Source organism: Variovorax sp. P4_B10 (assembly GCF_056402375.1).
The window spans coordinates 1-6,762 of sequence record NZ_JBFUHN010000148.1; the positions used below are offsets into that span (position 1 = coordinate 1).

The 6,762-nt window shown below is 66.6% G+C and carries 8 protein-coding genes; 1 reads left to right on the plus strand and 7 read right to left on the minus strand.

Translation table 11 applies throughout. The features are described 5' to 3' along the window. A partial coding sequence (locus AC1DXX_RS32775; protein WP_478138371.1) for a Tol-Pal system beta propeller repeat protein TolB occupies positions 1-815 on the minus strand: 815 nt, incomplete at its 3' end. Positions 816-1,066: 251 nt separating this feature from the next. Between AC1DXX_RS32775 and msbA the strand changes: the two genes are divergently transcribed. Further along, the gene (gene msbA / locus AC1DXX_RS32780) at positions 1,067-2,851 is read left to right on the plus strand and encodes a lipid A export permease/ATP-binding protein MsbA (RefSeq protein WP_478138372.1); all 1,785 of its coding nucleotides are present in this window, start codon (positions 1,067-1,069) and stop codon (positions 2,849-2,851) included. A gap of 17 nt (positions 2,852-2,868) precedes the next feature. Here the strand turns inward: msbA and AC1DXX_RS32785 are convergent, their stop codons facing one another. The 6 genes from AC1DXX_RS32785 to AC1DXX_RS32810 all read right to left on the minus strand — a co-directional run. Beyond that, a complete protein-coding gene (locus tag AC1DXX_RS32785; RefSeq protein ID WP_478138373.1) occupies positions 2,869-3,291 on the minus strand; it encodes a type II toxin-antitoxin system RelE/ParE family toxin in 423 nt (140 codons plus the stop codon). Positions 3,292-3,294: 3 nt separating this feature from the next. Next, positions 3,295-3,612, minus strand: coding sequence for a type II toxin-antitoxin system Phd/YefM family antitoxin (locus AC1DXX_RS32790; protein ID WP_478138374.1), 318 nt, complete (start codon positions 3,610-3,612; stop codon positions 3,295-3,297). A 79-nt stretch (positions 3,613-3,691) separates the two neighbouring features. Then, entirely contained in the window at positions 3,692-5,218 is a 1,527-nt protein-coding gene (gene rng / locus AC1DXX_RS32795) for a ribonuclease G (RefSeq protein ID WP_478138375.1), read from the minus strand. Between the two features lie 139 nt (positions 5,219-5,357). After that, the gene (locus AC1DXX_RS32800; protein WP_478138376.1) at positions 5,358-5,960 is read right to left on the minus strand and encodes a Maf family protein; all 603 of its coding nucleotides are present in this window, start codon (positions 5,958-5,960) and stop codon (positions 5,358-5,360) included. A gap of 2 nt (positions 5,961-5,962) precedes the next feature. Then, entirely contained in the window at positions 5,963-6,643 is a 681-nt protein-coding gene (locus AC1DXX_RS32805; protein WP_478138377.1) for a phytanoyl-CoA dioxygenase family protein, read from the minus strand. Next, the coding region (locus tag AC1DXX_RS32810) for a 23S rRNA (pseudouridine(1915)-N(3))-methyltransferase RlmH (protein ID WP_478138378.1) at positions 6,640-6,762 on the minus strand (123 nt) is incomplete at its 5' end. The genes AC1DXX_RS32805 and AC1DXX_RS32810, both read right to left, overlap by 4 nt.

The window sequence follows — 6,762 nt, forward strand, 5'->3', positions numbered from 1 at the left end:
GAGTACACGGGCTCGGTGTCGATGCTCGAACTCTGGGTCAGGCGGCGCGGTTCGCCGCCGCCGGCCGGGATCGTGTAGAGCTGCGAGCCGCCGTCGCGGCTGAGCGTGACGGCGAGCGAGCCGCCGTCCGGCGCCCAGGCCGGCGCGCTGTTGGAACCCTTGAAGTTCGCCAGCAGGCGGCGCTGCCCACTGGCCACGTTGTGCACGTAGACCACGGGCTTGCGCGACTCGAAGGACACATACGCCAGTTGCTGGCCGTTGGACGACCAGCAGGGCGAGATGATCGGCTCGGGGCTGGCAAGCGCGGCCTGTGCGTTCTCGCCGTCGGCGTCGGCCACCCACAGCGAGTAGCGGCTGCCGCCCTTGGTGACGTAGGCGATACGGGTCGAGAAGATGCCTTTCTCGCCGGTCAGCTTTTCATAGACATAGTCGGCAATGCGGTGCGAGGCGAGGCGAAGGTCACCCTGCGGAACCGTATAGCTCTGGCCACCGAGGTCCTGCCCCTTCACCACGTCCCACAGACGGAACTTCACATCGAAGCGGCCGTCTGCGAGTCGGGTGACGCTGCCCACCACCAGCGAGTCGGCGGTGCGCTGGCGCCACAGCGACAGATCGGGGCGGGAAGCCTCGTCCAGCGCCTGGCCCGAGGCATCGACGCCGCGGAACTGGCCGCTGCGTTCCAGGTCGGCCTGGACGATCTCGGAGATCTTCTGGGGCGAGGCGTCCTGGCCCTTGAAGGGAACGAGCGCGATTGGCAGTTGCGTCAGCCCGACGCCCGACACTTCGACCCGGAACTGGGCAAGCGCTGGAAGCATGGGGGTGGCAGCAAGGGCCGCAATGAGCGTGCGGCGTGCAAATAGCGATGAAGAAGGAGTTGGAATAAGTGCAGGCAACGGCTTGTTCATGCGGTTCGGAGAGGTTTTCGGACAAAAAGTTTCGGTCCGACGCAACGGGCCACATGTTACACACTGGTTTGGCCGCTCCGTCACAAAACGTTTATCCGGCGATTCGGTCCTACAGGAGCCCTCCGAAGGCCTCTTCGGGGCGGCCCGTAGAATTCGCCGCCATGCAAGCATCCCCTGGCAGCGAGAACGCGCGCCCTCCCCTGATGCGCCGTCTGGCGCGACTCATGACCTGGTTCGGCAGCTCGCGCAAATGGTGGGCCGTGGGGCTGTGCGGGGCCATGCTGGCGGCGGTCACCGAGCCGCTGATGGCCGCCCTCTTGAAGCCATTGCTCGACCGGGGCTTCACCCGCGGCGAGATGCCGCTGTGGTTCGTTCCTGCCGCCGTGCTGATGTTGTTCGCAGTGCGCGGCATCGCGCAATTCATCTCCCAGTACGCGCTGTCGCGCATTGCCAACGAAGGCATGCAGAAGCTGCGCCGGGTGCTGTTCGAACGCCTGCTCGGTGCCGAACTCGCCCTGTTCACGCGCCAGTCGGCAAGCGCCCTCTCGAACACGGTGGTGTACGAGGTGCAGACCGGCGCAATGCTGCTGGTGCAGGCGCTGCTCGGGCTGTCGCGCGACGGCTTCACGCTGATTGCGCTCCTGGGCTACCTGGTCTATCTCAATTGGAAGCTGACGCTGATCGTCGCCTTCCTGGTGCCGAGCATCTCCTGGATCATGAAGGTGTTCTCCAAGCGGCTCTACAAGCTGACCCAGCAGGGCCAGCAGGCGACCGACGAGCTGGCCTACGTGGTCGAGGAAAACGTGCTCGCCCACCGCGTCGTGCGGCTGCACGGCGCGGAGCAGGCCCAGGAGCGGCGTTTCGAGCAGTTGAGCCAGCGGCTCAATCGCCTGGCCGTGAAGTCCACCATCGCCCAGGCCGCCACCACGCCGCTCACGCAGATGATGGCCTCGCTCGCGCTGTCGATCGTGGTGATGATCGCCCTCTGGCAAAGCGGCAAGCAGGGCTTCACCGTGGGCGGATTCGTCGCCTACATCACGGCCATGCTGATGCTGATCGCGCCGATCCGGCGCCTGGCCGAAGTGGCCGGCCCGATCACGCGCGGGCTCGCCGCGCTCGAACGCGGCCTGATCCTGGTCGACGAGGTCGCACCCGAATCGCAGGGCAGCTTCGAGATCGCGCACGCCGAAGGCCGCATCGAACTGCGCAACGTGCAGGTCAGCTACCGCGGCGACGACGAGCAGCGTGCGCTCGACGGCGTGAGCCTGACCATCGAGCCCGGGCAGGTGGTGGCCTTCGTCGGGCCTTCGGGGTCGGGCAAGACCACGCTGGTCAACCTGTTGCCGCGCTTCGTGCAGCCCAGCGGCGGGCAAGTGCTGCTTGACGGACACGACACCAGCGAGTGGCAACTGAAGAGCCTGCGTGCGCAGTTCGCGATGGTGAGCCAGGACGTGGTCATGCTCAACGAGACCTTGGCGGCCAACGTGGCGCTGGGCTCGGAGATCGACCGCGAACGCGTCACCGAATGCCTGGTTGCCGCCAACCTGAGCGCCCACGTCGAAAGCCTGCCCCAGGGCATGGACACGGTGCTGGGCCACAACGCCACGCAGCTCTCGGGCGGCCAGCGCCAGCGGCTTGCCATTGCGCGTGCGCTCTACAAGAACGCACCCGTGCTGCTGCTCGACGAAGCGACCTCCGCACTCGACACCGAGTCGGAGCGGCTGGTGCAGGACGCCCTGCAGCGCCTGATGCAGAACCGCACCACGCTGATCGTGGCCCACCGTCTTTCGACGATCCAGCATGCGGACCGCATCATCGTGATGGAGCAAGGCCGGATCGCCGAGCAAGGCAGCCATGCGCAGTTGATGGCGCTGGACGGGCTCTATGCACGCTTGCAGACGCTGGCGGTGCGCAGCGCAACGCCGGGGCAGGACCCGACGCTCTGAGGCACTGGCCGCCGTCGTCAGTCATCCTCTGCACGATTGGCCTGCCAGAAGCCCTCGAAATCGAAAGACAGCTGCCGGTGATGCCGGATGGCCAGCAGGTAGACGGTCGTTCGATGCCGCTTGTCTGCCGCACGCTCATCCGCCACGCTGTAGAGCAGCAAATAGTCGCCGGAAAGGTATTCCCTCACCTCGGCATTGCCGTAGCGCTTGCCGAGCGCGGCAAGGCGCTGGCGAACTTCGAGTGACTGCGCCGCGCGTGCGAAGAACCGCCGGCCAATTCGTGGATGGTGTTCCAGGTTTGCGACAACGGTATCGGCCAATTCATCGAGCAGGTTCTCGTAGGCCTGCGGCGCATCGCACTCCCGCCAGAAAGCGGCAATGCGCGTCAGGTTGGCTTCGAAATTTGCGGTGAATCTGACCGCGGCCTTGGCCGACGCCACGCCTCAGTGGCCCTTGCTGGCCGCGCCTGCGGGCTTTTTGGCGGCCCGCTTCAACTCTCCAAGGGCTTCCCGCGCACTGCGCGTGCGGCCTGCAGCCACATCGGCAAGTCCCTTGTCCACCTCATCGAGCAACAGGAGATGAATGCGCTCGCGCTCCAGGCGATGGTAGTAGTCCAGCCGGGTCGCGTCGATCAGCGCGACGTAGCTCTCGCCATTCTTCGTGATGATTTTTTCGGAGCCCGCCTTGACCTGGTCGGCCAACTCGGAAAGATTGGCCCTTGCCTGGGTCAGCGGGATCACATCTGCAGCAGTGAGGGTCATGCGAAGTTCCAAGTATTCAGGACAGGATTCTGTACATCTTACCCTTCGGCTTCAACCTTCCGAGGCTGTCAAAAGTGCGCTATAGCAAAACGATGTCGTACTGCCCCTGCCCGATGGCGGGCTCGGACTGCAGTGAAATCGGCTTGCCGATGAAGTCGCTCAGCCCCGCCAGATGCTGGCTCTCCTCGTCGAGGAACAATTCGATCACCTGCGGCGACGACACGATGCGGAACTCGCGCGGCGTGAACTGCCGCGCTTCGCGCAGGATCTCGCGCATCACGTCATAGGCCACGCTGCGCGCGGTCTTCACGATGCCCTGCCCGCCGCAGGCCGCGCAGGGTTCGCACAGCATGTGGGCCAGCGATTCGCGCGTGCGCTTGCGTGTCATTTCCACCAACCCGAGCTGCGAGAAGCCGCCGGCCGTGGTCTTGACCCGGTCCCGCGCCAGCTGCTTGCGGAATTCGGCCAGCACCTGCTCGCGATGGTCGTCGCGCCCCATGTCGATGAAGTCGACGATGATGATGCCGCCCAGGTTGCGCAGCCGCAGTTGCCGCGCAATGGCCTGCGCCGCTTCGAGGTTGGTCTTGAAGATCGTGTCGTCGAAGTTGCGCGCGCCGACGAAGCCGCCGGTGTTCACGTCCACCGTGGTCAGCGCCTCGGTCTGGTCGACCACGAGATAGCCGCCCGACTTGAGTTCGACGCGGCGGCCCAGCGCCTTGGCGATTTCCTCGTCCACCGAATACAGGTCGAAGATCGGCCGCTCACCCTTGTAGTGCTGCAGCTTGCCCGCGGCCTGCGGCATGAATTCGAGGCCGAACTTGAGCAGCACCTCGAACTGCTCGCGCGAATCGATGCGGATGGTCTGCGTGTCTTCGCTGGTCATGTCGCGCAGCACGCGCTGCAGCAGGCTCAGGTCCTGGTGCAGCAGCGACATCGGCGGCAGCTTGCTCGACGCATCGCGGATGCGCGACCAGGTCTTGCGCAGGTAGGCGATGTCCTCGGCCAGTTCGGCGTCGGACGAGTCTTCGCCGTTGGTGCGCAGGATGAAGCCGCCGGTGTTGACCGGCACCACGCCGCCGCTGTCGGCCGCCGCAGCCGCCTCGATCAGCGCCAGCATGCGCGAGCGCAGCGACTCGCGCTGCTCCGAAGGAATCTTCTGCGACACGCCGATGTGATTGTCCTGCGGCAGGAACACCAGCAGGCGGCCGGCGATGCTGATCTGCGTCGACAGCCGCGCGCCCTTGGTGCCGATCGGGTCCTTGATCACCTGCACCAGCAGCGACTGCCCTTCGAACACCTGCTTCTCGATCGGCACCATCGGCCCGCCGTTGCGGTGGTCGCGCTCGGGCGCCGGCGCACTGGGCCGCGAGCCCGGCGTGAACGGCGCCACGATGTCGGCCACATGCAGGAAGGCCGTGCGTTCGAGGCCGATGTCGATGAAGGCCGACTGCATGCCCGGCAGCACGCGCGAGACCTTGCCGAGGTAGATGTTGCCGACCAGCCCGCGCTCCAGCGTGCGTTCGACGTGCAGCTCCTGCACCGCGCCGTGCTCGACCAGTGCCACACGGGTCTCCTGCGGGGACCAGTTGATCAGGATGTCTTGCATTACTGGCTCGCCCCCCAGGCTGCGCGCACTGCGTGTCGCTTCGCCCTCCCCCCTGCCGGGGGGCGCTGCCAGCGGCCCGGCGAAGCCGGATCCGCGTCAGCTCGGAAAAAAAATCGTGGTTTGAGTGTCATGGGCGTGCTCATGGAAACATCCCCGCCTGCCGCAACAGCTGCGCGGTCTCGAACATCGGGAGTCCCATGATGCCCGAATAGGAGCCGCTGATGTGCTCGATGAAAGCGGCCGCCGCCCCCTGGATGGCATAGGCCCCGGCCTTGCCGAGCGGCTCGCCGCTGGCGGCGTAGCGCGCGATCTGTTTCTTGGTGATCGTCGCGAAGCGCACGCGCGACACGCTGAGCGCCGCATGGCGGCGTCGGCCGTGCTGCAGTGCCACGGCCGTCAGCACGCGGTGCGTGGCGCCGGACAGCAGCGCAAGCATGCGTTCGGCATCGCCTGCATCCTCGGGTTTGCCGAGGATGGTGCGGCCGAGCGCGACCGTGGTGTCGGCGCAGAGCACCGGTGCGTCGGCCAGTCCGAGGCGCTTGCGTCGCGCGACCGCCGCATCGAGCTTCAGCGCCGTGACGCGCTGCACGTACGCGGTCGGCGACTCGTTGGGCCGCGCCGCTTCGAGCGACTCGGCGTCCTCGTCGGAACCGGCCAGCAGCAATTCATGGCGCACGCCGAATTGGCCGAGCAGTTGGGCGCGGCGCGGGCTTTGCGACGCGAGGTAGATGAAATCCGGCAAGTTCAGGTYTCCGTGAAGTTCCAGACCAGTCCATGCGGCAGGCACTCGGGTCCGAACAGAAAATGAAGGACGCGCCGGCGCACAGGTACGCGGGCGCGCGAAGAGGCGTGCAGCAGCAGCGGCCGCATCGCGAGGCCATCGCCCCGCGCGGCGATGCAGGTCACTTCGCCGCGCGCATCGCGCATCGCCTGTGCTTCCGAATCGCCGAGCCGGCCCGCGCGATGGCTGCCCGGCACCACGCGCAAGGGGCCGGCGTCGATGCCGCAGTCGTCCAGGTGCACGCGAACGGCGAGGAGAGATTCGAGCACCCCCACCGGCGGCTGCACGTACGGCTCGCCTTCCTTGATGGCAATGGGCAGCGCGGCGCCAGGCGGACTCGCGGACGCAGGAATCGACGTGTCCTGGTGCAGCGCGACGAGCCAGTTACGGTCGGCCGTCTTGTCGAACAGGGTGCATTGCACGGCCTTCGATGCACCGCCGAGCAATCGGGCTTCGACCAGCTGCGATTTCAGTTGCGCCGCCATGTCGCGGCAGTGCGGTTGCGTCAGCAGATTGCGGCTGCCAACGGCCTTTTGCAGCCACGGCTCCAGCGACTGTGCGATGTCGTCCAGGGGCCCGGTCGGCAGCAGCGCGGGTAGAAGCGCGTAGCCAGCCTCATCGAGCAAGGCGGCCGGACCGGTCATTCCCGGTGGTACGGATGGCCCGCGTTGACCGACCACGCCCGGTACAACTGTTCCACCAGCAACACCCGCGCCATCGCATGCGGCAGCGTCAGGTCGGACAGGCGGATGCGTTCGTGGGC